Consider the following 23,984-nt stretch of genomic DNA (forward strand, 5'->3'; position numbering starts at 1 on the left):
ATGTCCGGCTTGAGGAGAGATCATGGGTTACCTGACCTACGGCAACACCGCAGCACCGATCGAGGTCGACGACGAGCTGCTCACACACCTTCGCCTCGTGATCGTGACCAAGCTCCGACGCAACGAGGCGTTCCCGCTCACGATCCCCCTGGCCGACGGGGTGTCGGAGACGCTCTGGCTGCACGCCTCCATCCCGCTGCGTTTCGCGATCGAGGACGAGGCGCCGATCGATCGTCCGCTCATCGTCGCGATGATGAACGCCGCGAGCTCGTCCGGTGGCCTCGACGTCACGCGGGCGGAGTTCGCCCGATCGACCGGCGGCTCGCGCAGGCTGCATGCGATGAGTGCGTGACCCATGTCTGCCCGGATCAGAAACGCCGCGAAGGCCGTCACCGGCGCGAGGATGCGATCGGCATCCCGTCCGCGGGGGCTGTGGGTCGAGGTCGACCCCGGCTTCCATGTCGGCAATGACCGTCGCCAGTTCCTCGGCTCGATCACCGGGACGCCCCGCGAGGGCTTCCGCGCTTTCGGCCCGCAGTCGGACTTTCTCGGAATGTTCGACGAGCTCGATGCGGCGAAGGTCGCTGTGGCCGCGGCGGCGTCGAGCGTGGCTGCTGCTGCAGAGGTCGAGCCCCAGCTGAGCTGAGTCTCGCTGAGACTCGTCGTCGCGCCACGTGATGCGGTCGACGCCCGACGCGATTTTCCGACGTCGCCGGTTGGCGTGTACGGTCGTTGCTATGACTTCGATCGAATCGATTCGACGACCGGCGCCGGATCGGGCTTCCCGACGTGCGCGCATCGCCGTCTCGGCGCTGTTCCTGACGAACGGCGCGCTGTTCGCCAACATCCTTCCGCGTTACCCCGAGATCAAAGCCGCCCTCGGTCTCGACAACGTCGGATATGGCCTCGCGATCGCCGCCTTCCCTGCTGGAGCGATCGCCGCCGGCCTCCTCGCCGCGGTGCTGATCCGCCGGTTCGGCTCCGCGCGCATCGCGGTGTTCGGCACGATCGCCACCGGGCTCGGTCTGCTCGCCGCCGCGGTCGCGCCCTCCGGCATCCTCTTCGCCGTCGCCCTTCTGCTCGGCGGCGCCTCGGACGCCATCACCGACGTCGCGCAGAACGCGCACGGACTCCGCGTGCAGCGTCGCTACGGCCGCTCGATCATCAACTCCTTCCATGCGATCTGGTCGATCGGCGCGGTGCTCGGCGGCGGAATGGCCGCCGCTGCGATCGCGCTGCAGCTGCCCCTCGGGGTGCACCTCGGCATCTCGACCGCGGTGTTCGCCGCGGTGGCCTTCATCGCTCTCTGGTTCTGCCTGCCCGGCCGCGACGAAGAAGCGGATGCCGAGGCCACGGCCGAACCGGTCGAGCTGCAGACCGCGGTGCGTCGCGGCGTGAGTCCGCGCACCGTGATGATCATCATCGCCCTCACGCTCATCGCGATGGCGGGTGCGATCGCGGAGGATGCCGGAAACTCCTGGGCCACGCTGTACCTCAGTGAGTCGCTCGGCGCCGCGGCCGCGATCGCGCCGCTCGGCTTCATCGCCCTCGTCGGCGCGCAGTTCATCGGGCGGATGCTCGGCGACGGCATGACCGACCGCTTCGGTCAGCGGGCGGTCGCCAGGGTCGGCGGTCTGATCGCCGCGGGCGGCATGACCCTCGCGCTCATCTTCCCGAGCGTTCCCGGAACGATCGCGGGCTTCGCGGCCGTCGGCTTCGGCATCGCGACACTCATTCCCGCAGCCATGCACGCCGCCGACGAACTCCCTGGGCTGAAGCCGGGCGTGGGCCTCACGATCGTGTCGTGGCTGCTGCGGCTCGGATTCCTGCTGTCGCCGCCGTTCGTAGGATTCATCGCCGACACCCAGAGTCTGCGGGCCGGGCTGATCGTGGCACCGGCCGCGGCTCTCGTCGCGGTGCTGCTCGCCGGGGTGCTCGAGAAGCGCAAGGTTCGGGACTAGGGGCTTCGGTCTGCGTCCTGTCTGGTGTTTCGGTGCCGGATGCAGGACCGAAGCGCGGATGCAGGGCCAGATCGGTGATCTGGCCCTGCATCCGTACTTTCGTCCTGCAGGTGCGCTGCGCAGCAGGCCCGCGCGGCGACCGAGCCTCAGAGGGCGGTGTAGCCGCCGTCGACGAGGTGGTAGCTGCCGGTGATGAAGCTGGCGGCGTCGCTGGCGAGGAACGCGATGAGGTTCGCGACCTCGTCGGCCTGGCCGAGGCGTCCGATCGGGTGCTTGCTCACGAGGAACTCCTTCGCCTCGTCGCCCATCGTGGCCAGCAGCGGGGTGTCGATGAAGCCGGGGCCGGCCGAGTTCACGCGCACGCCCTGGGCGGAGTACTCGAGAGCGGCCGACTTGGTCATGCCGACGACCGCGTGCTTGGCGGCGACGTAGGCGGGGGAGCCGGCGAAGCCGACGCTGCCGAGGATCGAGGCGATGTTGACGACAGAGCCGCCGCCGTTCGCGAGGATCGAGGGGATCTGCGCCTTCATGTTGCGGAAGACGGCGTTGAGGTTGATCGAGATGACCTTGTCCCAGGCCTCGTCGTCGTACTCGGCGGTGGGAGCGGATGCTCCGCCGATGCCGGCGTTGTTGACGCCGATGCGCAGCGGGGCGAGCGTGTTCGCGAGCTCGATCGAGCTGGCGATCCACGCGGTGTCGGTCGCATCTCCGACGGATGCCTCGGCGGTGCCGCCGGCGGCGCGGATCTCTTCGACGACCGCGTTGGCGTGCTCGGCGTTCAGGTCGTTGACGACCACGGATGCGCCGTTCTGGGCGAGCAGCAGAGCGGTCGAGCGTCCGATTCCGCTGCCTGCTCCCGTCACGATCGCCGAGCGGTTCGAGACGTCGTACTGAGCCACGAGTGACTCCTCTTCCGGACGATCGCGGTGCCGGGAGATCTTCTCGGACGGTCCGTCCTTCTCTCCAGCCTACGCCTGTCGGAGCGGGATGGATGCGCGTGAATGGATTTTTCTCGGCTCCACTGCTCTATCGCGAATCGGTGCCGAAAGTGAGATCCAGGGCTTCGGAGAGGTCGGCGGCCAGGTCGTCGGCATCCTCGAGGCCCACAGAGAGACGCAGGTGTCCGAACTCTCGGAACGGCGCCGGGTACGTGGCGACACGGCCGCCCTCGGTGCCCGTGTGCACGATGAGCGAGTCGTCGTGACCGAGGGAGAACCCCGAGGTGATCAGTCGGAGGTTCGCGACGAACCGGTTCTGCACGTCGGGGGAGCCCGTCACGGCGAACGACATCATTCCGCCGAAGCCGCGCCCGCCGAACTGCCGCACGGCGAGAGCGTGATCCGGATGCGATTCGAGGCCGGGATAGTAGATGTACTCCACCCGGGGGTCGGCCTCGAGCATCTGCGCGATCTGCAGCGCCGACGAGAAGTGCTGACGCAGGCGCAGGGGCAGGGTGACGGTGCCGCGCTGGATCTGCCAGGCGTTGAAGGGCGAGATGATGCCGCCGACGTCGACCATGGCGTCGGCCTTGATCGCCTGGATGAGATCGCGCCGCCCCGAGACCGAGCCGCCCATGGCGTCGCCGTGCCCGTTGAGGTACTTGGTGAGGGAGTGCACCACCAGGTCGGCGCCGTCGTGGATCGGTCGGTAGAACGGCGGCGGAGAGAAGGTCGAGTCGACCATGAGGATGGCGCCTGTGGCGTGGGCGATCGCGGCGACCGCGCTCACGTCGGCGACCTTGGTGGTCGGGTTCGCGATGGCCTCGATGCACACGAGGCGCGTCTCGGGGCGCATGGCCGCCCGCACCGCGTCGAGGTCGCTGATATCGACGAAGGTCGCCTCGAGGCCGTAGCGCTGGGGCAGCAGCTCGGTCCACAGCCGCCAGGTGGCCTCGTAGACCACATCGCTCACGACCACATGATCACCGGCGCGCACATGGGTGAAGAACACCGCGTGCAGGGCCGCGACTCCGGAGGCGAGTGCAACCGCCTCTTCGGCGCCGTCGAGGGCGGCGAGCTTCTGCTCGAGTGCCGCCTGATTGACCCCGGTGTTGCGGGTGTACAGCCCGGGTGCGGTGGCCGACCAGCTGATCTCGCTCGGGTCGTCGGGCAGCTGGTACGAGTTCGCCATCACGAGAGGCGTGCGCAGCGCCAACGTCGAGTCGAGTTGATTGCCTGCATGCACGGCCAGGCTGAGGTCGGACAGCGTGTGCAGATCCTTGCGGTCGGGTCGAGCGCCCATCGTGACTCCTTCGTTCCGCACCGTCTTCCAGTGCCATCTTTCACTCTAAGGTGCATAATAGACACACGCAATTGCTAATCGTGCATGAGGTTGCACTGTCTCAGGAGGTCTCGATGGAGCGGCTTCATCCCGATCAGATCGATCGACAGATACTTGCGGCGCTCACCGAGGATGCCCGCATCCCGCTGGTCACCCTTGCAGCCCAGGTGCATCTGTCGCGCAACGCCGTCAAGCAGCGCATCGAGCGGATGGAGCGCCAGGGCGTCATCGGCGGCTACAGCGTCGTTCCCGGACGTGCCGGCGGCTCGCCCGTCTCGGCCATCGTGCTGGTCTACCGCAGCGATCGGATGCGCGGGGGTGGCGTCGTCTCGGAGATCGCCCAGATTCCCGAAGTGCGTCGGTGCGATGTGCTCTCGGGCGATTTCGACCTGCTGGTGACGCTGGAAGCGGAGTCCATGGATCGCATCGGCGAGATCTGGGAGCTGCTCGCAGCGCTCCCGGGAGTCGCGAACACCGTCACAGCGGTGTCGCTGACCCGGGTGGTCGACCGGGCGTGACCTCGCAGAGGGGCAGGGCATCCCCCGCGGACCCCTCCCCCTCCGCGAGGAGATCTCAGGTGGTGATGCAGGTGACCTTCGGCTGGGTCATCTCCTCGAATGCGAAGCGCACGCCTTCGCGCCCCATGCTCCCGTACTTCGATCCGCCGAACGGCATGCTGTCGATGCGATAGTCGGAGGAGTCGTTGATCATCACGCCCCCGGCGTCGAGTGCCTCGGCGACGCGCAGCGCGCGGGTGATGTCGGAGGTGAACGCCGCGGCGTGCAGGGCGTAGTCGATGCTGTTGGCCTCGGCAATCGCGTCGTCCTCGGTGTCGAACGGAGTCAGGACAACGATGGGGGCGAAGGCCTCCTCGTTCCAGACCTCGCACGTCGGCGAGACGTTCTCGAGTGCGGTGGGCCAGTACACCGAGCCCTCCCGCCGGTGCCCGGCGAGCACGCGCGCCCCCGCCCGCACGGCGTCGTCGACGACGCGCTCGGCGTGCGTCGCCGCAGCCACTGAGATCATCGGACCGACATCGGTCGCCTGGTTCACCGGGTCTCCTGCGCGCAGCATCGAGGTGCGAGCGGCGAAGCGGTCGCGGAACTCGGCGTACACGGAGCGCTCGATGAGGATGCGCTGCGCGCCGACGCAGTTCTGCCCCGCAGCCCAGAATGCGCCGGACACGCAGGCCTCGACGGCGGCCGGGATGTCGGCATCCGCGAACACCAGCACGGGGGCGTTGCCGCCCAATTCCATCGCCAGCCTCTTGAGACCCGCGGTGCGGGCGATCGCCTCACCCGTGGTGAATCCTCCGGTGAACGACACCATGCGGATGTCGCGCACGGCGACGAGCGCCTGCGCCACGTGCCGGTCGCCGTGGACGACCGTGATGATCTCGTCGGGGAGTCCTGCCTCCAGCAGCACGTCGACGAGGAACCGCGCGGTCAGCGGGGTGAACTGCGACGGCTTGAGGATCACGGCGTTGCCACCGGCGATCGCCGGGCCGATCTTATGGGCGACGAGGTTGAGGGCGTCGTTGTAGGGCGTGATCGCGAGGATCACCCCGAGCGGCTCTCGTGTGTACCAGCCGCGGCGATTCGCGGAGCCCTCGTAGGCGTCGAAGGGAATGACCTCGCCGTCGAAGGCGCGAGCGGTCTCGGCCGAGAGCGAAATAGTGGTAACGGCTCGCTGCACTTCTTTGCGCGCCTGAGTGATCGTCTTCCCCGCTTCGCGGACGATGAGGGTCGCTGCCTCTTCGGCGCGGCCCGCGAGGATCCGCGCTGCGCTATCCAGGATCCGGTGCCGCGCAAATCTCGACAGGTCGCCCGAGAGAGTGGCGCCGAGCCGCGCGCGCGACATGATCTCGTCGACATCGTCGACCGAGTGCTGGGCGAGGCGGGCGATCACCTCCCCGTTGTACGGGTCGAGCACCTCGAGAAGCGACGCCTGCGTCACAGGAGCCTCCATGGCGGGCGCGCTCATCACGCCGCTCCGACGAGTGACGCCTGCTGCGCATCGATCGCGATGATGTCGGACAGCAGCGCGTAGGCCGTCTCGAGGCGTCCGGCGCCGGGGCCGGACATCGTGACGGTGCCGAGCAGGTCGGTCGTGAACGCGATCGCGTTGGTCGCTCCGGAGATGCCTGCGAGAGGGTGGTCGGCGGCCAGCGAGAGGGGCTGGACGGATGCCGTCACGGCGCCCGACTCGTCGCGGGTGATCGTGCCGAGGAGCTTCCAGTGCTCGCCCGCCGCCGCTGCCGCGATCACATCGCTCGCGGTGATCCCGCTGATGCCGACGCGAGAGACGTCGGCCGTGGTGATCTCGGCGCCGAGCAGCTCATTGGCGAGGATCACGACCTTCAGCTGCACGTCGGATCCTTCGATGTCGGCGGTGGGGTCGGCCTCGGCGTAACCCAATGCCTGAGCCTCGGCCACGGCATCGCCGAGCGACTTGCCCGACTCCATCTGGCCGAGCACGAAGTTGCTCGTGCCGTTGAGGATTCCCTGGATGCGGCTGATGCGGAGTCCCTTGAGCGTCTGCTGTGCCAGTCGCAGCACCGGAGTGCCGCTCATCACAGAACCCTCGTACTCGAAGCGAGCGCCGTTCTGCTCTGCGAGCCGGTTGAGTTCGGCGCTCGCGAGCGCGACGGGCCCCTTGTTCGTGGTCGTGACGCTCTTGCCGCTCTCGAGGGCGGCGCGGACGTGCGAGATCGCAGGTTCGCCGTCGATCGGGTTCGTGTAGGTCGCCTCGACGATGATGCCCGCCGTCGTGGTGCGGATGACGTGGTCGTTGCGAGGATCGACGTCTCCACCCGGCATCCCGGCGAAGGAGGCATCCCCTGTCATCGCGAGCACGGCTCCGAGGTCGATGCCGTCCTCCTGCATGAGGGAGCCGAATCGCAGATCCGTGATCGCCACGACTCTCAGGGTGAAGCCGAGATCGTCGGCGAGGTCGGAGCCTCGGTCGTGGATGATCTCGGCGAGGGCGCGGTTGACGCCTCCGAAGCCGATGAGGGCGAGGTCGTGGTGAGTCACCGGGGTTCTCCTTCTCTACGTGGACTGTCGCCGGCGTCGCCGCGCTGACATGTGTCCATCCTCAGCGCGCGCGGTGTCTGTGCGCGCCTGTCAGAACGGCAGCGGGAGTGGGCGGAATGGCAGCTTCTCGCCCGGAATGTCGGTGGTGGCGGATGCGGGGGCCAATCCGCAGGTGTGCTCTTGCGCACCGGATATCTCAGGAGATAGTGTCCCCGCAGATCACCAAAGAAATGCGTCATTGGCACATAGATGTGAATATGATGCACATACAACCCGATTGAGAGTTCCGATGACGCCTCTTCCCGGCGAGAAGCCCCTCCCTAACGTCCTGCCGAGTACGACGGCCACCCAGGTGCCGCTGCGTCGGCTGCAGCGCACCATGGATGCCCGTCACCTGATCATGATCGCGCTCGGCGGGGTGATCGGCTCGGGGCTGTTCCTCAGCTCCGGCTACACGATCTCGCAGGCCGGACCCCTCGGCGCGATCATCGCGTATCTGATCGGCGCTTTCGTCGTCTACCTCGTCATGGCATGCCTGGGCGAACTCGCGGTCGCGTACCCGGTCTCGGGTGCCTTCCACATCTACGCGTCGCGGTCGATCGGCCCGGCGACCGGCTTCACCACCGCCTGGCTGTACTGGCTCTGCTGGGTGGTGGCGCTCGGATCCGAGTTCACGGCATCCGGCATCCTCATGCAGCGTTGGTTCCCCGGGGTTCCGGTGTGGCTGTGGTGCCTGATCTTCGCGGCGGTGCTGTTCCTGCTCAACGCGATCTCGGCTCGCGTGTTCGGCGAGGCGGAGTTCTGGTTCTCGCTCGTCAAGGTCATCGCGATCGTCGGCCTGATCGTGCTCGGCGGCGCGGCGATCTTCGGATTCACACCGCTGTCTCCAGAGCATCCGCCGGCACTGCTCTTCAGCAACTTCGAGACTCCCGGCGGCCTCTTCCCTAACGGATTCAGCGGTGTGATCGTCACCGCCCTCGCCGTCTTCTACGCGTTCAGCGGCTCGGAGCTGATCGGTGTCGCCGCCGGCGAGACGAAGGACCCCGCCAAGAACATCCCCCGTGCCCTGCGCTCGACGGTGCTGCGCCTCGTGGTGCTCTTCGTCGGGGCGATCGCCGTCATCGCCGCGATCCTGCCGTACGACCAGGCCAGCGTCACCAGCAGCCCGTTCGTCGACGTCTTCCAGTACGTCGGCGTCCCCTACGCCGCCGACATCATGAACTTCGTGATCATCACGGCGCTTCTCTCGGCCGGCAACAGCGGACTCTTCTCCTGCGCGCGGATGCTGTTCTCGCTCGCCGAGGAGGGTCACGCCCCGAAGGCGTTCACCCGCCTCACCCGGCGGGGTGTGCCGCTCATCGCGCTCAGCGTCAGCATCCTCATCGGTCTCGTCTCGCTGCTGACGAGCGTGATCGCGGCCGGAACGGTCTACCTGGTGCTCGTGTCGATCGCCGGATTCGCGGTCGTCGCGGTGTGGATGTCGATCGTCGCCTCGCAGTTCTTCCATCGCCGCACCTTCGTGCGCGAAGGAGGACGCGTGCAGGATCTGGCCTACCGCACGCCGCTCTACCCCGCGCTGCCGATCGTCGCATTCTCTCTGCTGCTCATCTCGATCATCGCGATCGCGTTCGACCCGAACCAGGTGGCCGCGCTCTACTTCGGCATCCCCTTCGTCGGTGCCTGCTACCTGTACTTCTGGTGGCGTCACGGTCGCCAGGGCGTACGTGATGTCGTGCAGGATCACGAGGCCGAGTCCGTCGAGGCATGACGGCTCCGTCGTCCGCGGCGGGGTGGGTGGAGATCGACCGGAACGCGATCACGCACAACATCCGCACGATCCGCGCAGAGCTCGGCGAGGAGGTCGGGTTCTGCGCGGTCGTGAAGGCCGACGCCTACGGGCACGGGATCGACATCGTCGCACCGCTGCTCGTCGCCGAGGGGATCGCGATCGTCGGGGTGGCCTCGAACGACGACGCCGCCGCCGTTCGTGCGGCGGGGTTCGTCGGGCGACTGATGCGCGTGCGCCCCGCCGGGCGGGAGGAGATCGACGACGGCATCCGCTTCGGCCTGGAGGAATGGGTCGGCGGAGTCGAGCACGCGGGAATCGTGGGAGTGACCGCGGCGGCGCGGGGGGTCAGGATTCGCGTGCATCTCTCGCTCAACTCGACCGGACTCGGTCGCGACGGCATCGACCTCGGTGAAGCCGGGGGCCTGGATGCCGTGACCGCCGTTCTCGCAGACCCGCACCTGGAGGTCGTCGGCCTGTGCTCCCACTTCCCCTGCGAAGACGCTGCCGATGTGGCCGAGGGCGCATCGCGCTTTGACGAGGAGACCCGTGTGCTGCTCGCCGGAACGCATGCGTATGATCGGATCGCGCGGCATTGCGCGACCACGTTCGCGGCACTCACGGTGCCCGAGTCTCGGTTCGACCTCGTGCGCATCGGCGCGGGGCTGTATGGCGACTCCGACACGGTCGGCGGCGCGCTGCGTCCTGCCATGCGGGTCGTGTCGAGGATCGCGGCGATCAATGCCTATCCGCGTGACAGCACTGTGGGATACGAGCGCTGGCACCGTCTCGACCACGATGCGCGTCTGGCCGTGATCCCTCTGGGATATGCCGACGGAATCCATCGCAGCCTCAGCGGCACCGGCGAGGTGCTCGTGCGGGGGAGACGTGCACCGATCGTCGATCGGATCGCCATGAACAGCTTCCTCGTCGATGTCTCGAGCATCCCGCGCGCAGCGCCGGGAGACGAGGCGGTGCTGTTCGGCCAGCAAGGCGACGAGGTGATCGCCCCGGCCGATGTCGAGCGGTCGCACGGTCACATCGCTGCCGATCTCTACGTCGCCTGGGGGCGGCTCCTGCCGCGTCGTCCGGTCGCGGCCGCCGGATAGGATTGCCGTGATCTCGACCCGCACGAAGGAGCAACGATGGCAGCCTCATCCTCGCTCGTGCAGGGTCTCAAGCTTCTCGATGCCTCGGTCTCCCAGGAGCGCCGCGCTCGTCCCGGACTCAATGCCTCCCGTCTGGCGGAGGCCACCGAGATCGAGCGCAGCCGGGTGTCGCGGCTCACGCAGGAGCTGCGCGCACGGGAGCTCCTCAGTCGCGACGACGACGCGCTGTTCTCGGCGGGGCCGGAGTTCTTCCGCACCGCTGCCGTTCTCAACGCACCCTGGTTGCGGGCCTCGCGAGCCGCGCTGCGGGCGCTCGCCTCGCAGCGAGGTCTCAACGCCCTGATCACGATCGCCGATGGTGCGCGCGGTGTATTGCTGCGCTGCGAGAGGTCCGCCGATGGGTTCGATCGCTCCATCCGTGAGGGGCTCGTCACACCGATCTGGTGCACCGGTGCGGGCCGGGCGTTGCTCTGGGATCACACGCTCGAGCAGCTCGAGGCGCTGCTCGAGGACGTGCAGTTCGTCGGGGTCGGTGGACCGACAGCCGCTCGTTCGACGCGCGATGTGTGGGCGCTGCTCGAACGGGACCGCGAGGATTCGCTCGTCGCCGCCGCGGAGGAATACGACGAGGGCATCGACGAGTTCGCCCTCCCCATCCGCAGCAGGGGTGAGGTCATCGCCTCCCTGGCTGTGCGTGGCAGGCACCGCCCCCAGGGGATCACCCGCGACACGCGGGCCCTGCTCACGCAGTTCGCCGGCGAGCTCAGCGCCGCAGCCGGCGCCGATCAGCCCTCACGCGAGAACGGCTGACGGGCCGCCGAGTTCTCGGGAGAGCTCGGCGGCAGCCCGGGCACATGCTTCGCCGCACGTCGCCGTGCGCTCCGCCATCACGTCGCGCGTCCCGATCACCTGGACCGCGGCGACGACCTCGCCGCGGTGGTCCCACACGGGAGCGGCGACCGAGTAGAGACCTGGCTCAGCCTCCTGGTCGACGATCGCGAACCCTCGGCGCCGATCGTCGTCGAGCCGTGAGAGGAAGTCGTCGACCGAAGCGGGGGTGTTCGGCCCCTGAGGCGAGAAATCGGTGGCGCGGAACACCGCGCGGATCTCATCGGCGGAGGCGTCCCACAGCGTGGCACGGCCGGCGTCGCTGCAATAGGCAGGGTAGGCGCGTCCGATCCACGACCCGATCATGCGCGAGTCGGCGGGAAGGCTTTCGAGCATGGTGAGCGTCGTGTCTCCCTGCAGCACGCTGAGGAAGGCGGCTTCGCCGAGGCGCGACGACAGGTCTTCGAGCACCACCAGGCCGTGCGTGCGCAGGCGCTGTGCGCTCAGCTCCTGGGCGGCGGCGTACCATCCCCACGCGAGGGTGAATGAACGGTCCGCACCTCTGGTGACGAGGCCCGAGCGCTCCAGGCTCGCCAGCGTGCGCGACACCTGTGAGCGCTCACGACCGAGGGAATCCGCGATCACGCTGACCGTGGCCGGTCGGAGGTCGCGGGTGAGCGTCGCCACGGAGGAGAGCACATCGAGCCCTCGGCCCATGCTGCTCGACGAGGGAGGTCTCGGCGTGGCTGGTGGCATGGAACGAGGCTACCGCTGTGCGTCAGCCCACGGAGCGTATCGAGGCCCGCTCGATGACCGGCATCGGGATCAGCACCGCGCCGAGCGGGCGCTCTCCGAGCAGCATCTCGACGGCCGTGCGACCCATGACGTCGTAGGGGAGCCGTGCAGTCGTCAGGCCCGGTCGCTGGAAGCTCGCCAGCTCCTCATCGTCGAACGATGCGACCGAGATATCGTCGGGAACCCGCAGCCCGCGCTCCGCGATCGCCTGGTACGTGCCGAATGCCACGCCGTCGTTGCCAGCCAGGATCGCCGTGAGGTCGGGGTGCGCGTCGAGCATCTGCAGCGTCCGCGTGTATCCGATGTCGGGGTTCCACTCGGGGACGTCGATGATGAGCGGGTCGACGCCCGCCTCGGCGAACGCGGCGCGAATGCCGTCGAACCGCGGCCCGATGGTGACCGAGTGCAACGGCGACGAGACCGCGCGCGGGTTGTTGCCGATCACTCCGACACGACGATGTCCGGCTTCCGTGAGCAGGCGCGCCATCGCATGGCCAGCGGTGCGTTCGTCGGGGAGCACGGAGGGGTGCCCCGTGGTCGACGTGCCGTTGACGATCACGATGGGAACGTCGGCGGGTGTCTCAGGTACCTCGATCATGCGGGCTCCGAGGAGTCCGATCAGGATGCCGTCGACTCGGCGATCGATCATCGCCTGGATCTCGTCCGAGATCGTCGCGTCGTCGCCCTCGGTCTCGGCGATGAGGACGGTGTGGCCGTGCTCCTTCGCCGCGGAGAGCAGGCCGCGGATCATCTCGGAGGCGTAGCGGGTCACCGTGATCTGGTCGGAGATGAAGCCGAGGGTCTTGGTCTTGCCGAGGCGCAGGCTCTGGGCCGCCGGGTTCGGGCGGTAGCCGAGCTCCTCCGCAGCGGCCCGAACGCGGCGCGCGGTGTCGACGGAGAGGCGCGAGCCCGGTCGGTCGTTCAGGATCATGCTGACGGCGGTCTTCGACATCCCTGAGAGCGCGGCGACATCGGCGAGCGTCGGCCTGCGATCGACGTTCTTCGGCACCGGCTTCCTCCTGTCGTGACATCTCCAGCTTAGGCAGTGCACGGGATGCCCCGAAACCACCTGTGTTGAATTGATTTAGCAAAATGCTTGCAGCCCCCGATCCACGATGCTAATCTCGGCGTGCTGAATCAATTCAGCACCTCCGCGCGGAGACTGCATCCCGCCTGCGGAGTCACTCACTCAGGAGAGAACATCGTGGTTGATCTCACTCGCAGGGCTCTGTTCGGCGCGATCGGATTGGGCATCGTCGGCACCGTGGTCTCGTGGCCGCGGCTCACCGGATCCGACATCCCGGGTCGCGGAACCGACACTCTGACGGTCGCCCTCTTCGGCACCGCGCAGGACGCGGTGGCCCGTCAGTCGCTGATCGATGGATTCCAGCGCAAGCACCCCGGCATCGAGGTGCGCATCGTCGCCATCCAGGGTCAGGACTGGAGCGAGTACTTCGCGAAGATCCTCACGATGATCGCGGCAGGCACGCCCCCGGATGTCGTCACGGTCGCGACCGAAGGTTCGCAGCTCTTCGCGTCGCGCCTCGCGCACCCGCTCGACGACTTCGTGCGCAGAGACGCGGCGGAGATGCAGGAGTACTTCGACGACGTGAATCCGACGCTCATCGAGGCGTTCATGTACCAGGGCAGCCTCTTCCAGATGCCTGACAACTTCAATGCGGCGAACGTCTTCTACAGCACCCAGGCCATGGAGCGCGCAGGGCTCGAACGCCCCGCCGACAACTGGACGCTGGAGGAGTTCCTCGGCACCGCCCGTGCGATGAAGAAGAGCGCGTCGGGTCAGTTCCTGCCCTACTTCTGGAACAACCGCCTGTGGGGCGGCGTCGTCCCCTGGCTGTACGTGAACAACACGAGCTTCCTGCGCGAAGAGAAGGCGGGCGGAGGGGACTGGTTCTGGGATCGCTTCTATCCCGACCAGCCGGCCCGCAGCGGAGGCTACGTGTGGAAGCAGGCCGACGCCCTGAACGAGCATGCCGTCGAGAGCTTCTCGGTGCTCGAACGCATGGTCTCGGAGGGTCTTGCGGCGAACCCTGCACAGGGAGGCGGGAACGAGCTGGTCTCGCTGTTCTCCACCGGCGCGGTCGGAATGACTCCCGCGGGCGGATTCTGGGTTCGCGGTCTCGAAGAGGCCGGCGTCGCCAATGACGCCTATGACGTCACCTACTTCCCACGGATGTCGGGGCAGCGGCATCAGTTCGGCGCAGGCGGCTACGCGATCATGGAGACCTCTCCGCGCAAGGACGAGGCCTGGGAGTGGCTCAAGTACTGCGTCTCGGTCGAGGGCATGAAGATCGCCCATCCGCGACCCGACTCGTCTCTGCCTCGCCGCTCGCTCAACGCCGAGCTGTACGGAGCCGGGGTGGGCCCCGCCCACTGGGAGGTCTTCTACGACACCCTCGACAAGTTCCCCGACACCGGCCCGATGCCGGCACCTCCGCAGCAGGCCGCCGTCGAGTCGGCATTGCTCAAGAACGTGGTGTCGACCATCACCAACGGCCCGTCCGGTGTGCGCCGCGGACTGGAGACGATGCAGCGAGATCTCGAGATCGCGCTGGGAGGACGATGATGTCGGAGAGCACTAGAACCCTCACGGTCCCGCCGGGAGCACGCGGCGAGACCGGCACCGTCGCCCGCTCGGGCCGGTCCATCATCTGGGTCTTCCTGGCCCCCACGGTGATCGGCCTCGGGCTGTTCAACCTCGTCCCGATCGTCGGATCGTTCGTCCTTGCGTTCTTCCGCTGGGACATCATCTCCGATCCGGTCTTCGTCGGAGTCGACAACTTCGTCGACCTCGCGATGAACCCGACGGTGCGCGTGTCGTTCCTGAACACCGTCGGCTTCGTCATCGTGGCGGTCATCCTGCAGCTCACGGTCGCGCTGGTGCTCGCCATCCTCGTCCAATCGAAGATGCCGGCGTGGCTGCGCACCTTCTTCCGGTCGTCGCTGTTCTTCCCTCTGATCCTCTCGGCCGCATCCGTCTCGCTCATCATGGCGTACCTGTTCAACCAGGAATTCGGGCTCGTGAACCAGACGCTCAACCTGATCGGCATCGCCGACGTCGGGTGGCTGACGACCGGTTTCGGGGCGAAAGTCGTGGTGCTGCTGGTCTACGTGTGGCAGAACTTCGGCTTCACGTTCCTGCTCTTCATCGGAGGGCTCGCTGCGATCCCGAGCGAGGTCTATGAGGCATCATCGCTCGACGGCGCGGCCGGGTGGACGCAGTTCCGCATGATCACGCTGCCCCTCGTGAGCCCGACCCTGCTGGTGGCATCCGTCATGGCCATCATCAACGCGCTGCAGATCTTCGATCAGCCGTGGGTGCTCACCCGCGGCGGGCCCGGCGATGAGACCCGAACCGCCGTGATGGTGATCTACGAGTCCGCCTTCCGGGAGCTCGACTTCGGGGGCGCCTCCGCCATCGGAATCGTGCTGACGCTTCTCATCATGCTCGTCACGGCCATCCAGTTCCGGCTGAGCCGCCGATTCGTCTTCTACGGGTGAGGCCATCATGACTACGACAATCATCACGAAGCGCTCGTGGGCCCACAGCCTCGGCACAGGTGGAAAATTCGTCATCCTCGGGCTGGCGGCGTTCCTCACTCTCGGGCCGGTCGTCTGGACCCTCGTCACGGCGCTCTCGCCCACCGACAGCGTCACTCAAGAGGTCACGGTCGGCTTCGGAGCGTTCGCCGATGTCTTCACCAAGATCCCGCTCTGGCTGTACGCCTGGAACAGCGCGCTCGTGGTGATGCTCGTCGCCGCGGGGCAGATGCTGTCTGCGGCGATGGCGGGCTACGTCTTCGCCAAGTTCGAGTTCCGCAGCAAGAAGATTCTCTTCGCGCTGATCCTCGCGACCATGATGGTTCCATTGCAGGTCACGATCGTGCCCGTGTTCATGCTGGTGAGGGGGATGGGGCTCGCCGACACGCTTCTGGCGCTCATCGTGCCCGCCCTGCCCACCGCCTTCGGCACGTTCCTGATGCGGCAGTACTTCATGGGGATCCCGACCGAACTGGGCGAAGCCGCGCAGCTCGACGGCGCAGGGCCCTGGCGCACGTTCTTCGGCGTCTACCTGCCGCTGGCGACGCCGGCGCTCGCGATCGTCGGCATCCTCGCCTTCAACTACCACTGGAACGAGTTCTTCCGACCGCTCATCATGACCATCAGCGACCAGAACTTCACCCTGCCGTTGGGACTCGTGACGCTGCAGGGCAACCTCGGCACCGGCAGCATCTCGACGGTGCTCGCCGGAGTGATCCTCTCGATGATCCCTGCGCTCCTGGTGTTCTTCTTCGGGCAGAAGCCGCTGCGCGAAGGACTCACAGCGGGCGTCGGCAAGTGACGCACGCCCCCATCACAGAGAAAGACGACTACCCCGGTGACCCCCACTGACCTTCCCCCGGTCCGCACCACGAGCCCGCGCATGCACTTCGCCCCGCGCAACAACTGGATGAACGATCCGAACGGTCTCGTCTTCCACGACGGTCTGTACCACCTGTACTTCCAGTACAACCCGCAGGGCATCGAGCACGCCAACCTCAGCTGGGGTCATGCGACGAGTTCCGACCTGACGCGGTGGACCGAGCATGCCCCGGCGATCCTCTGGGATGACGATGCGCAGATCTATTCGGGTTCTGTCGTCGTCGACCACGGCAACACCTCGGGATTCGGCACGGCTGAGGAGCCTCCGCTCGTCGCGCTCTACACGGCCGCGGCGCCGGGGCATCAGGCGCAGGCTCTCGCGTACAGCACGGATGGCGGGTACGCCTGGACGAAGTACGACGGCAATCCTGTGCTCGACCGCGGCACGAGCGACTTCCGTGACCCGAAGGTGTTCCGCTACGACGACGGAGGAGACGGGTATTGGGTGATGGTCGCGGTCGAGGCGGAGGATCGCCAGGTGCTGTTCCACCGCTCCGACGACCTCAAGACCTGGACCTACCTGTCGTCCTACGGCCCGGCGGGCCCGGTCGGCGGCGTCTGGGAGTGCCCCGACATGTTCCCGCTCGCGGTCGACGGCGACGAGACCGACGTGCGCTGGGTGCTGTTGATCAGCCTCAACCCCGGCGGGATCGCGGGCGGTTCGGGGACGCACTACGTCGTGGGCGACTTCGACGGCACGACGTTCCGCGCCTCCGTTCCCCATCCCACTCCGACGCGTGCGCTGCTGAGAGACGGGACTCAGTCGCGCGACGAGCTGGAGCGCTACGGCTGGATCGACTTCGGACCCGACTGCTATGCCGGGGTCACGTTCGACGGCCTCTCGCGCAACGAGCGGACGCTCATCGCCTGGATGGACAATTGGAAGTATGCCGGTCGCATCCCGACCGATGATTCCGATGAACACCGCAGTGCGATGACTCTTCCCCGACGCCTCTCGCTCGTACGCGATCAGAGCGGTGACGTGCGACTGCGGCAGGAGCTGGCGGTCGGACTCGAGCTCGGTGAGAGCATCGACCTCGGCGGTGCGACCGGTGTCGTCGCGCTCGCCGAAGGGGTCGCCGGTGCCGCGCGGGTCCGCTTCACCGCGAACTTCGGCGGTGCGCAGAGCGTCGAGCTGCGCATCGGATCAGAGGCGGATGACGGAGAGATCGTGATCCGTCAGGACCGTGAGAGCGGACGCATCGAGCTCGAACGTCCCGGCGCGGGAATGCCGTCAGGTTTTCATGGGTCTCCCTCGATGAGTCTCGACCGGCCGGGCGAGATCGGATGGGACATCTGGATCGACGAACTGAATGAGCGGGTGTCCTCGGTCGAGCTGTTCGCGCAGAACGGTGAGAGGGTGCTCACTGCGCTGATTCCCGTCGCCTCGCCGCGCACCTACACCGTGTCAGCCGTCGGAGGATCTCTGCAGGGGGCGCGAGCGGGTATCGCGGAGAGGGGATGCTGATTCCCCGCTGCCTCGTCGTCGGTGAGGCCCTCGTCGATGTCGTCGACGGCGTGCCGCATCCGGGCGGCTCACCCATGAATGTCGCGGTCGGTCTCGCCAGACTCGGGCTCGATACGAGACTGCTCACCCGAATCGGCGATGACGCGTACGGACGGATGCTCGAGGAGCACCTGATCCGTGAGCGCGTCTCTCTGGCCTCGGCGAGCTGCAGAGTCGGGGAGCGCACCTCTCGGGCCACCGCCGCGATCGGCGTCGACGGCGCGGCCGTCTACGACTTCGACATCGAATGGACCCTCTCCGAGTCGGCCGCGATCGCCGAGGCAGCGGAGGCAGACCTCATCCACGTCGGCTCGATCGGTGCGTCGCTCGAACCCGGGGCGAACGCCGTCCATGCGATGCTCCGCACGGTCTCGAGTCGCGCTCTGCGCACGTACGACCCGAACATCCGGCCTGCGCTTCTCGGACCGCGAGCCGCAGCCGTGGCGCGCGTCGAGGCGATCATGGCCGCATCTCACGTCGTGAAGCTCAGCGATGAGGATGCCGACTGGCTCTACCCCGGTCGCAGCGGCGATGATGTGCTCGCGCACGTGCTCGCTCTGGGAGCCAGGATGGCCGTCGTCACGAGGGGTGGCGAGGGCTGCCTCACCGCGATCGCCGGTGCGGGAGACCCGGTGACGAGGCGAGCGTCGCCCGTGACGGTGGTCGACACGATCGGTGCCGGGGACGCGTTCATGTCCGGTCTCGTCTTTGGGATCGTCTCCGCGGGGTTGATCCCCGAGCTGACCGCCGACGTCTTCGCTCCTGACGGCGATGTCCTGAGTGCGCTCGAAGGAGCCGCCGACGCTGCGCTCGCCAGTGCGGCCGTCGCGGTGTCTAGAACCGGAGCGGCCCCGCCTCGTCTGCATGAGCTGGCGCAGAGCTCGGTGCTCTGACGCGGCACCCTCAATCTCTCTCGGCGGGCGGGGTGGCGTTCCGAGCGTCGCCGTAGACAGCGGCGGCCGCTCCGACGGCGAGTCGGAGCGGCCGCACTCTGCGGAATCGCCGTCTAGGGGACGATGACCGCGCGGCCGCGGATGCTGTTCGAGGCGAGATCTTCGTATGCCTTGGGGCCGTCGTCGAGGGAGTAGGTGTCGGTCTGGACGTGAATCTTGCCGGCGCGGGCGAGATCGAGGACCTCGATCAGCTCAGACCGCGAGCCCCAGTAGGGGATGCGCACGGCGGCGTCGTAGGCGATCGCACCGAAACCGAGACTCATCGTCCCGCCACCGATGCCGACGATCGTCACGTCCGAATCGAGAGCGGCGACGCTCTGTGCCAGGGCCATCGTCGGGTTCGCACCCACGAAGTCGAACACCGCGTTCGCGCCCAGACCTCCGGTGATCTCGCGGATCTTCTCGGCGGCGGATGCATCGCTGATCAGCACGTGGTCTGCGCCGACCTCTGTGGCGAGCTCGAGCTTCGTGTCGTTGACATCGAGGGCGATCACCGTGGCGCCCGAGATCGCCTTGAGGATCTGGATGCCGACGTGGCCGAGACCGCCGGTGCCGATGACGACGGCGAAGGTGCCCGCACCCAGCTTCGGGAGCGAGCGCTTGATCGCGTGGTACGGCGTGAGGCCGGCGTCGGTCAGCGAGACGTTCTGCACGGGGTCGAGGTCGCCGAGCGGCACGAGGTGGCGGGCGTCGTCGACGATCATGTACTCGGCCATCGAGCCCTGGTTTCCGAGGCCGGGAGGGCGGATGCCCTCTGCGGCGGCGTTGGTGCAGTAGTTCTCCATGCCCTGCGAGCAGTTGTGGCAGCGGCCGCAGCCCCAGGGGCCGTAGACCGCCACGGCGTCGCCGACCTTCAGCGTCGAGTCGACGCCCTCGCCGATCTCGTGCACGATGCCCGCGCCTTCATGACCGAGCGTCAGCGGCAGCGGGTAGCTCTGCTCGAGGTAGTCCTTCTCGGGGAGGCCCATGACGTAGTCGTCGGAGTGGCAGACGCCGCCCGCCGTGACCTTCAGCAGCACCTGGCCGGGGCCGGGCTTCGGGATGGGGATATCGACGACGACGGGGGGCTTGCCGATCTCGACGTAGCGGAGAGCTTTCATGTGATTCTTCTTCCTGGCGCACGAGCGGTCTGCCGCGCGGTGCGGAAGGCGGGAGCGCTCGACCCTGCCACTTCAATTATCGAACCTCTTGACATCCACCCGGCCCAGGCATAACGTACAACCAAATGGTTGCACAAAGAGAATTGAGCGAAGCGGAGGTCGACCGTGTGTTCCACGCACTGGCGACGTCGACCCGGCGCGACATCCTGCGCCGGACGATCGAGCGGGAGCAGTCCGTCTCGACCCTCGCCTCCGAATACGAGATGTCGTTCGCCGCGGTGCAGAAGCACGTCGCCGTGCTCGAAGCGGCGGATCTCATCGTCAAGCGCGCCGAGGGACGCGAGCGGCTCGTCCGCGCGAACCCCGAGATGATCGCCCGCGCCAGGGCGCTCCTCGCCCGATACGAAGAGCTGTGGCGGTCGCGCATCGCCCGGCTCGATGACCTGCTGGCCGAGCCGCCGGCACCCGCATCCGACACCACCAGCACCACCGAAGATCCACGAACCGAAGAAGGAGACTGACATGCCCGTCACGGATGTCACCACCGATGCCGACAACCTCACCATGACCGTCGTCGCCGATTTCGCGGCGCCGATCGAGCGCGTCTGGGCCGCGTACAGCGACCCGCGCCAGCTCGAGCGCTTCTGGGGTCCTCCCGGATGGCCGGCGACCTTCACCGCCTGGGATCACACGGTCGGCGGCAAGGCGAACTACACGATGAACGGCCCCCGCGGCGAGAAGGCCTCGGGCACCTGGGAGTTCCTGCGCATCGAGGCCCCGCACGGCTTCGAGGTGCTCGACTCGTTCGCCGACGAGCAGGGCACCCCTGACCCGAACCTGCCCTCGATGCGGATGGTCTTCTCGTTCGAGTCGACCGCCGAGGGCACGCGCATGGTCACCGCGAGCCACTTCGCGTCTGCCGATGCACTGGAGCAGGTCGTCTCGATGGGTGCGGTCGAGGGCACGAAGCTCGCGATGAGCCAGATCGACGCCGTGCTGCAGGACCTCCGCGACTACGCGCAGGGAAAGGGCACGCGGGTCGAGCTGCTCGACGACGTGCACGTGCGCATCACCCGCCTCGTCGAGGGGCCGCGCGAGCTGGTCTGGCGCGCCCACAACGAGCCCGAGCTCATGAAGCAGTGGCTGCTCGGACCCGACGGGTGGGAGATGACCGAGTGCATCGTCGCCACTGAGGTCGGCCAGACGTACCGCAACTCGTGGGCGCCGGTGGGCGACACCGAGGGACAGCCGTTCGGCTTCGAGGGGGAGGCGCTGCTGATCGACGCGCCTCGCCGGTCGGTCAACACCGAGCGGATGGTCGGGATGCCGGTGGAGACGCTGAACGACCTGAACCTCTACGAGGAGGACGGCGCGACGCTGATCACCCTGCTGATCGAGTACCCCGACAAGGAGACGCGCGACATGATCCTCGCCACCGGCATGTCCGACGGCATGGAGACGTCGTACGACCGTCTCGAGCGGGAGCTGCTCGCGGTCTGACGTTCACGACTCAGCACGAGGAGGCGGTTCCCGGGGGAACCGCCTCCTCTTCTGCTGTCCTGCCCTCGCCGATGCTGAATCGTGAACGAGCGCTCGCTGCTATGAGTCGGAAGATGCGGCGGATGTGCGGCGCGGAGTGCGCGTCGACCAGAGCGCCAGGGCGATGAGCACCGGCTGGAAGAACAGTCGGACGAAGCGCTTGGTGTCGGTGTCGAGCCCGAAGGCGTCGCGGTGCTCGAGCCACTGTGCGATGTTGCCGGGGAAGACGGCGACGAAGAACAGCGCCGCGAGCACTCCGACCAGTCCTCGACGCTTGCGCGCGACGAGGAGCGCTGCGCCCAGACCGACCTCGACGACACCGGACGCGAGCACGGTCACGTCAGGATCCAGCGGCACCCAGTCCGGCACCTGTGCCTGGAACTCCTCGCGCGCGAACGTCAGATGCGAGACGCCCGCGAAGACGAGGAAGGAACCGAGGAAGATCCGACCGACGGTGCGTGCGACATTCTTCTTCGACATGGTGCGAGTGTACGCGGGCTCGCGGGGGTCGAGACGCCTCAGATCAGGCGGCGGAGCGCCTCTTCGAGTGTGATGCCCTGCGCCTCGGCGCGGTCGCGCAGGCGGGCATGCTCGTCGCTCGACAGCGCCAACCGCACCTCGATGGGGTCGTCGATCGGGGCGTAGAGGCTGTCGAGCAGATCCGACGGCTCGGCCCACAGCGGCTCGGCGATCGCCGTCGTGACGGTCGGCGACGCAGCGGGAGCATCCTCCGCGCGCGTGGCTGCGGCGGCGATCGGAGCGGATTCTGCCGCCGCTGAGCCGGCATCCGTCGCCAGGGTGAATCCGGGCCCCCGGCGCGGCTCCTGCTTCGCCTGGTACGCCTTGGCCGCGGCGTTCGCCCGCTCGTCGGCTGCCTCGTTGAGAGGGTGGCCGGCGTGGCCCTTCACCCACGAGAACTCGACATCGCGTCCGCGGATCGCCTCATCGATGCCCTCGAGCAGGTCGCGGTTGAGCACCGGTCCGCCGTCGGACTTGCGCCAGCCCTTGCGCTTCCACCCGGGCATCCACTTGGTCACCGAATCGATCACGTAGCGACTGTCGCACTCGATCATGAGCTTCTCGGTGATGCCCGCCGTCGCCTGGAGCAGCTCGAGCACAGCCCTCAGCTCACCCTGGTTGTTCGTGCCGTGCGGGGATCCGCCCGCGGCCCAGTTGTCGTCGTCGATGTACCAGGCCCAGCCGTTGGGGCCGGGATTGCCCAGGGCGGAGCCGTCTGCGGCGGCGGTGATCGTCATCCCTCAACCGTAGCCGCGACGGGCGACATCGCCCGCGCGGCGGTCACTCGACTCGGCGCGCGTCCGCGGCGGCGAGTCCCCGACGCATCTCCTCGCGCGACTCCTCCGGCCATGGCCCGGAGTACGCGAGCGGGATCTCGGTCATGTAGCGGCGCTGATCCATCGGGATGCGCGCCGCCACGGAATCCGGGTCGGATCCGGCTGCCGCATACAGAGCCGGCCCATCGGCGAAGTACGGATCGATCAGCACGAGAGTGCCGTCGTCGCGACTCATCACGTTCGCAGGGTTCTCGTCGAGAGGGCCGCACCAGGGGAGCTCGGCGAGGGCGCGAGCGTGGACGCGGCGCACGACGTCGACGAGGTCCGACACGGCGGAATCGCCGGACTCGATCGTGCGGAGGAAGCGAGACGCATCCTGCTCATCCGCGGGATGCAGGCGCTCCATGATCATCAGGTCGCCGCCGCCTTCGAGTCGTCGATGGGCGAACAACTCGGGTGCGAGCCGGGTCTGCGCGGCCTGGCGATACAGGGCCGCGGTGTAGGGGCCGACGGGATCGAACGGACTGATCCGTGCGACCCGGAAGCCATCGGGCGACTGCAGAGCAATCGCCCAGTCGCCGGCGCCGCACGGCTCCCACCCCTCGTCGCGGAGCAGGCGCTCGGCGTCGTGATGCGTGGCGTCCGCGGGCAACGCCGCCAGCAGAGTGTCAGTCGTCGCTGTCATCCGGTTCGCGGTTCTCGATCGAGACCGCCTCCGGTGCGGGCGGTGCCACGGGGAAGGCGACCGAGCTGACGGACGCGCCGGGGCCGAGGCCTAGACCGATCGACAACGGATCCACGGTGGGAGCCTCGTCGAGCACCTCGGACTCCGAGCGTTCGAGCGGCTCAGAGGGCAGAGTCCACTGGTTCTCTTCTTCGTCGGATCGCTGCTGGAAAAGTCCCATGGGTCCCATTCTGCTCCCGCCTGCCGGCGGGGGCGCCGGATTCACACCGGATGGATCGGTTCAGGCAGACGGGGTGATGCGACGGAACGTGAAGTAGCCCGCGACGTGGCCGTGGTTGACGACGCCGGTTCCGGTGCTCAGCATGCGCGCCGAGGTCGTCGCGCCCGATTCCACGAAGGTGTATCCGGTCTGCTCGAGGCGCCAGCCGATGCGTTCGACCTCGCTGAGGAAATACCCGACGTGGTCATCGCTCACGAAGTCGTTCTCTGCGGAGCCCCACGACGACGCCTGGCCGGTGAGACGGCTGACTTCGGCCTGCAGGTGCAGCACCGAATCGCCGCGGTCGAACGCATCTCGTGACAGCTGCAGCAGGCGTGTGGCCTCTTCGCTCGTCGGCATGGTGTTCCCCTTCGTGTCGTCGATCCATCATGCGCGATGGCGGCGGTTC

General features: G+C 67.7%; 26 protein-coding genes. 14 read left to right on the top strand and 12 right to left on the bottom strand.

From position 1 onward, the window contains the following. The first annotated feature begins 22 nt into the window (after positions 1 to 22). The 3 genes from OD997_RS14050 to OD997_RS14060 all read left to right on the top strand — a co-directional run bounded on the left by OD997_RS14050 (position 23) and on the right by OD997_RS14060 (position 1,961). Positions 23 to 352: a hypothetical protein gene (locus OD997_RS14050; RefSeq protein WP_434332126.1), complete on the top strand. Its 330-nt coding sequence runs from the start codon at positions 23 to 25 to the stop codon at positions 350 to 352. Positions 353 to 355: 3 nt separating this feature from the next. After that, positions 356 to 646: a hypothetical protein gene (locus OD997_RS14055; protein WP_434332127.1), complete on the top strand. Its 291-nt coding sequence runs from the start codon at positions 356 to 358 to the stop codon at positions 644 to 646. 91 nt (positions 647 to 737) lie between these two features. Beyond that, a complete protein-coding gene (locus OD997_RS14060; protein WP_434332128.1) occupies positions 738 to 1,961 on the top strand; it encodes an MFS transporter in 1,224 nt (407 codons plus the stop codon). A 146-nt stretch (positions 1,962 to 2,107) separates the two neighbouring features. Here the strand turns inward: OD997_RS14060 and OD997_RS14065 are convergent, their stop codons facing one another. Both OD997_RS14065 and OD997_RS14070 read right to left on the bottom strand, forming a co-directional pair. After that, entirely contained in the window at positions 2,108 to 2,860 is a 753-nt protein-coding gene (locus tag OD997_RS14065; protein ID WP_434332129.1) for an SDR family NAD(P)-dependent oxidoreductase, read from the bottom strand. A 127-nt stretch (positions 2,861 to 2,987) separates the two neighbouring features. Continuing rightward, positions 2,988 to 4,202 (bottom strand): trans-sulfuration enzyme family protein, encoded by a 1,215-nt coding sequence (locus OD997_RS14070; RefSeq protein ID WP_434332130.1) that lies wholly within the window; start codon positions 4,200 to 4,202, stop codon positions 2,988 to 2,990. A 113-nt stretch (positions 4,203 to 4,315) separates the two neighbouring features. On the opposite strand from OD997_RS14070, the gene OD997_RS14075 reads away from it, so the two are divergent. Continuing rightward, positions 4,316 to 4,759, top strand: coding sequence for an Lrp/AsnC family transcriptional regulator (locus tag OD997_RS14075; protein WP_434332131.1), 444 nt, complete (start codon positions 4,316 to 4,318; stop codon positions 4,757 to 4,759). A gap of 55 nt (positions 4,760 to 4,814) precedes the next feature. Here OD997_RS14075 and OD997_RS14080 read toward each other — a convergent pair whose 3' ends face one another. Beyond that, positions 4,815 to 6,224, bottom strand: a complete 1,410-nt coding sequence (locus OD997_RS14080) for an aldehyde dehydrogenase family protein (RefSeq protein ID WP_434332132.1) — start codon at positions 6,222 to 6,224, stop codon at positions 4,815 to 4,817. Continuing rightward, positions 6,224 to 7,276 (bottom strand): homoserine dehydrogenase, encoded by a 1,053-nt coding sequence (locus OD997_RS14085; protein WP_434332133.1) that lies wholly within the window; start codon positions 7,274 to 7,276, stop codon positions 6,224 to 6,226. Before OD997_RS14085 ends, OD997_RS14080 begins: the two co-directional genes overlap by 1 nt. 289 nt (positions 7,277 to 7,565) lie before the next feature. Between OD997_RS14085 and OD997_RS14090 the strand changes: the two genes are divergently transcribed. From OD997_RS14090 to OD997_RS14100, 3 genes are read left to right on the top strand one after another with little or no spacing between them, the layout of a single operon-like run. Further along, positions 7,566 to 9,044 carry an amino acid permease gene (locus OD997_RS14090; RefSeq protein WP_194763077.1) on the top strand — a complete coding sequence of 493 codons (1,479 nt, stop codon included), beginning with the start codon at positions 7,566 to 7,568 and terminating at the stop codon, positions 9,042 to 9,044. Then, a complete protein-coding gene (gene alr, locus OD997_RS14095) occupies positions 9,041 to 10,171 on the top strand; it encodes an alanine racemase (RefSeq protein WP_434332134.1) in 1,131 nt (376 codons plus the stop codon). The genes OD997_RS14090 and alr overlap by 4 nt, the downstream gene beginning before the upstream one ends. A gap of 36 nt (positions 10,172 to 10,207) precedes the next feature. Continuing rightward, positions 10,208 to 10,981, top strand: coding sequence for an IclR family transcriptional regulator domain-containing protein (locus tag OD997_RS14100; RefSeq protein ID WP_434332135.1), 774 nt, complete (start codon positions 10,208 to 10,210; stop codon positions 10,979 to 10,981). Here OD997_RS14100 and OD997_RS14105 read toward each other — a convergent pair. Continuing rightward, positions 10,964 to 11,755: an IclR family transcriptional regulator gene (locus OD997_RS14105; protein ID WP_434332136.1), complete on the bottom strand. Its 792-nt coding sequence runs from the start codon at positions 11,753 to 11,755 to the stop codon at positions 10,964 to 10,966. The two genes, OD997_RS14100 and OD997_RS14105, sit on opposite strands and share 18 nt — an antisense overlap. A gap of 22 nt (positions 11,756 to 11,777) precedes the next feature. Beyond that, the gene (locus OD997_RS14110; RefSeq protein ID WP_434332137.1) at positions 11,778 to 12,803 is read right to left on the bottom strand and encodes a LacI family DNA-binding transcriptional regulator; all 1,026 of its coding nucleotides are present in this window, start codon (positions 12,801 to 12,803) and stop codon (positions 11,778 to 11,780) included. A 195-nt stretch (positions 12,804 to 12,998) separates the two neighbouring features. Between OD997_RS14110 and OD997_RS14115 the strand changes: the two genes are divergently transcribed. Genes OD997_RS14115 through OD997_RS14135 form a run of 5 tightly spaced genes read left to right on the top strand, consistent with a single transcriptional unit; the run spans position 12,999 to position 18,637 of the window. Then, positions 12,999 to 14,381 (top strand): extracellular solute-binding protein, encoded by a 1,383-nt coding sequence (locus tag OD997_RS14115; RefSeq protein ID WP_434332138.1) that lies wholly within the window; start codon positions 12,999 to 13,001, stop codon positions 14,379 to 14,381. Then, positions 14,381 to 15,316 carry a carbohydrate ABC transporter permease gene (locus OD997_RS14120; protein ID WP_434332384.1) on the top strand — a complete coding sequence of 312 codons (936 nt, stop codon included), beginning with the start codon at positions 14,381 to 14,383 and terminating at the stop codon, positions 15,314 to 15,316. The genes OD997_RS14115 and OD997_RS14120 overlap by 1 nt, the downstream gene beginning before the upstream one ends. Positions 15,317 to 15,323: 7 nt before the next feature. Beyond that, positions 15,324 to 16,157, top strand: coding sequence for a carbohydrate ABC transporter permease (locus OD997_RS14125; protein WP_055876214.1), 834 nt, complete (start codon positions 15,324 to 15,326; stop codon positions 16,155 to 16,157). 36 nt (positions 16,158 to 16,193) lie between these two features. Further along, positions 16,194 to 17,705 (top strand): glycoside hydrolase family 32 protein, encoded by a 1,512-nt coding sequence (locus OD997_RS14130; RefSeq protein ID WP_434332139.1) that lies wholly within the window; start codon positions 16,194 to 16,196, stop codon positions 17,703 to 17,705. After that, positions 17,699 to 18,637, top strand: a complete 939-nt coding sequence (locus OD997_RS14135; protein WP_434332140.1) for a PfkB family carbohydrate kinase — start codon at positions 17,699 to 17,701, stop codon at positions 18,635 to 18,637. Before OD997_RS14130 ends, OD997_RS14135 begins: the two co-directional genes overlap by 7 nt. A gap of 113 nt (positions 18,638 to 18,750) precedes the next feature. On the opposite strand, the gene OD997_RS14140 is transcribed toward OD997_RS14135, so the two are convergent. After that, positions 18,751 to 19,797, bottom strand: coding sequence for an NAD(P)-dependent alcohol dehydrogenase (locus tag OD997_RS14140; protein WP_434332141.1), 1,047 nt, complete (start codon positions 19,795 to 19,797; stop codon positions 18,751 to 18,753). Positions 19,798 to 19,922: 125 nt separating this feature from the next. Here OD997_RS14140 and OD997_RS14145 point away from each other — a divergent pair, with 125 nt between their 5' ends. Continuing rightward, a complete protein-coding gene (locus tag OD997_RS14145; protein ID WP_434332142.1) occupies positions 19,923 to 20,318 on the top strand; it encodes an ArsR/SmtB family transcription factor in 396 nt (131 codons plus the stop codon). Between the two features lies 1 nt (position 20,319). Beyond that, positions 20,320 to 21,297, top strand: coding sequence for an SRPBCC family protein (locus OD997_RS14150; RefSeq protein WP_434332143.1), 978 nt, complete (start codon positions 20,320 to 20,322; stop codon positions 21,295 to 21,297). A gap of 99 nt (positions 21,298 to 21,396) precedes the next feature. Here OD997_RS14150 and OD997_RS14155 read toward each other — a convergent pair whose 3' ends face one another. From OD997_RS14155 to OD997_RS14175, 5 genes are read right to left on the bottom strand one after another with little or no spacing between them, the layout of a single operon-like run. Continuing rightward, positions 21,397 to 21,816: a DoxX family protein gene (locus OD997_RS14155; protein ID WP_434332144.1), complete on the bottom strand. Its 420-nt coding sequence runs from the start codon at positions 21,814 to 21,816 to the stop codon at positions 21,397 to 21,399. Between the two features lie 38 nt (positions 21,817 to 21,854). Next, positions 21,855 to 22,592, bottom strand: a complete 738-nt coding sequence (locus tag OD997_RS14160) for a ribonuclease H family protein (RefSeq protein WP_434332145.1) — start codon at positions 22,590 to 22,592, stop codon at positions 21,855 to 21,857. 43 nt (positions 22,593 to 22,635) lie between these two features. Beyond that, positions 22,636 to 23,316, bottom strand: coding sequence for a hypothetical protein (locus OD997_RS14165; RefSeq protein ID WP_434332146.1), 681 nt, complete (start codon positions 23,314 to 23,316; stop codon positions 22,636 to 22,638). Continuing rightward, positions 23,300 to 23,536 (bottom strand): hypothetical protein, encoded by a 237-nt coding sequence (locus OD997_RS14170; RefSeq protein WP_434332147.1) that lies wholly within the window; start codon positions 23,534 to 23,536, stop codon positions 23,300 to 23,302. Before OD997_RS14170 ends, OD997_RS14165 begins: the two co-directional genes overlap by 17 nt. 60 nt (positions 23,537 to 23,596) lie before the next feature. Next, positions 23,597 to 23,935 (bottom strand): hypothetical protein, encoded by a 339-nt coding sequence (locus OD997_RS14175; protein WP_434332148.1) that lies wholly within the window; start codon positions 23,933 to 23,935, stop codon positions 23,597 to 23,599. Positions 23,936 to 23,984: the final 49 nt, after the last annotated feature.

The organism is Microbacterium sp. CGR1 (assembly GCF_051062835.1).
Taxonomy (GTDB): domain Bacteria; phylum Actinomycetota; class Actinomycetes; order Actinomycetales; family Microbacteriaceae; genus Microbacterium.

Excerpts from the sequence above, each read along its gene's own strand:
- OD997_RS14050 (WP_434332126.1), top strand. The coding sequence starts at position 23 with ATGGGTTACCTGACCTACGGCAACACCGCAGCACCGATCGAGGTCGAC.
- OD997_RS14055 (WP_434332127.1), top strand. The coding sequence starts at position 356 with ATGTCTGCCCGGATCAGAAACGCCGCGAAGGCCGTCACCGGCGCGAGG.
- OD997_RS14060 (WP_434332128.1), top strand. The coding sequence starts at position 738 with ATGACTTCGATCGAATCGATTCGACGACCGGCGCCGGATCGGGCTTCC.
- OD997_RS14070 (WP_434332130.1), bottom strand. The coding sequence starts at position 4,202 with ATGGGCGCTCGACCCGACCGCAAGGATCTGCACACGCTGTCCGACCTC.
- OD997_RS14075 (WP_434332131.1), top strand. The coding sequence starts at position 4,316 with ATGGAGCGGCTTCATCCCGATCAGATCGATCGACAGATACTTGCGGCG.
- OD997_RS14080 (WP_434332132.1), bottom strand. The coding sequence starts at position 6,224 with ATGAGCGCGCCCGCCATGGAGGCTCCTGTGACGCAGGCGTCGCTTCTC.
- OD997_RS14090 (WP_194763077.1), top strand. The coding sequence starts at position 7,566 with ATGACGCCTCTTCCCGGCGAGAAGCCCCTCCCTAACGTCCTGCCGAGT.
- alr (WP_434332134.1), top strand. The coding sequence starts at position 9,041 with ATGACGGCTCCGTCGTCCGCGGCGGGGTGGGTGGAGATCGACCGGAAC.
- OD997_RS14100 (WP_434332135.1), top strand. The coding sequence starts at position 10,208 with ATGGCAGCCTCATCCTCGCTCGTGCAGGGTCTCAAGCTTCTCGATGCC.
- OD997_RS14105 (WP_434332136.1), bottom strand. The coding sequence starts at position 11,755 with ATGCCACCAGCCACGCCGAGACCTCCCTCGTCGAGCAGCATGGGCCGA.
- OD997_RS14120 (WP_434332384.1), top strand. The coding sequence starts at position 14,381 with ATGTCGGAGAGCACTAGAACCCTCACGGTCCCGCCGGGAGCACGCGGC.
- OD997_RS14125 (WP_055876214.1), top strand. The coding sequence starts at position 15,324 with ATGACTACGACAATCATCACGAAGCGCTCGTGGGCCCACAGCCTCGGC.
- OD997_RS14135 (WP_434332140.1), top strand. The coding sequence starts at position 17,699 with ATGCTGATTCCCCGCTGCCTCGTCGTCGGTGAGGCCCTCGTCGATGTC.
- OD997_RS14140 (WP_434332141.1), bottom strand. The coding sequence starts at position 19,797 with ATGAAAGCTCTCCGCTACGTCGAGATCGGCAAGCCCCCCGTCGTCGTC.
- OD997_RS14145 (WP_434332142.1), top strand. The coding sequence starts at position 19,923 with ATGGTTGCACAAAGAGAATTGAGCGAAGCGGAGGTCGACCGTGTGTTC.
- OD997_RS14150 (WP_434332143.1), top strand. The coding sequence starts at position 20,320 with ATGCCCGTCACGGATGTCACCACCGATGCCGACAACCTCACCATGACC.
- OD997_RS14155 (WP_434332144.1), bottom strand. The coding sequence starts at position 21,816 with ATGTCGAAGAAGAATGTCGCACGCACCGTCGGTCGGATCTTCCTCGGT.
- OD997_RS14160 (WP_434332145.1), bottom strand. The coding sequence starts at position 22,592 with ATGACGATCACCGCCGCCGCAGACGGCTCCGCCCTGGGCAATCCCGGC.
- OD997_RS14165 (WP_434332146.1), bottom strand. The coding sequence starts at position 23,316 with ATGACAGCGACGACTGACACTCTGCTGGCGGCGTTGCCCGCGGACGCC.
- OD997_RS14170 (WP_434332147.1), bottom strand. The coding sequence starts at position 23,536 with ATGGGACTTTTCCAGCAGCGATCCGACGAAGAAGAGAACCAGTGGACT.
- OD997_RS14175 (WP_434332148.1), bottom strand. The coding sequence starts at position 23,935 with ATGCCGACGAGCGAAGAGGCCACACGCCTGCTGCAGCTGTCACGAGAT.